Genomic DNA, 612 nt, shown 5'->3' on the forward strand with positions numbered 1-612 from the left:
AAACGTCTTCCGTGCCCTCAAGCGCTGGCGGGGAATTGCTACGCGCTATGCAAAGCTCACCGCTTCCTTCATCGCCGCCATTCATGTCAGGTGTTTGTTCCTCTACCTTCCAGTCCACACTACCTAGAGCATAAAGATACACGCAATACCGGCAGACGATGCGGCGCTTGTAAAGTTCAATCTATCATACGGGGCATAAATAGGGCATGCGGGAGCCACACGCGCCTATGACTCTCCAGCGGGAGTCTGTGCCGAAGAGTGCGCACACAGCTGGAACTATCCCGCTCCCCCCATAAGTGAGCGCCTCTCTCACCAATAGGTTAGACCAGATCTAACGCACTGGTTAGAAGGTCTCTGTACCGTAGCACAGAGACCTTCTGCATTATGGCGCAGAGGAATTCTGCCAAACGGGTACGGGATGCACCGCTCCCGCGTATTGGCAGCGCCTTGCGTCAGGCGGGACTCCTCCGCTTATCCCGCTCGCTTTGCCTTGCGAATACTCTGGCGTGCCGCCTGCGAAACCGCCGAGCCTGTTCGCTTCATCCTTCGCAAGACACCTGTTGGCAAAAGCGGCGGCAGTATGATATAAATACCCTACACTCGACAGGAGGT

The 612-nt window shown here is 55.9% G+C and carries 1 pseudogene; it reads left to right on the forward strand.

Annotated elements, in window-relative coordinates:
• Positions 1-127 (forward strand): annotated as a pseudogene (locus AWU74_RS10815) (IS5/IS1182 family transposase); the annotation flags it as partial.
• Positions 128-612 lie beyond the last annotated feature (485 nt).

It is taken from the genome of Treponema endosymbiont of Eucomonympha sp., assembly GCF_001028545.1.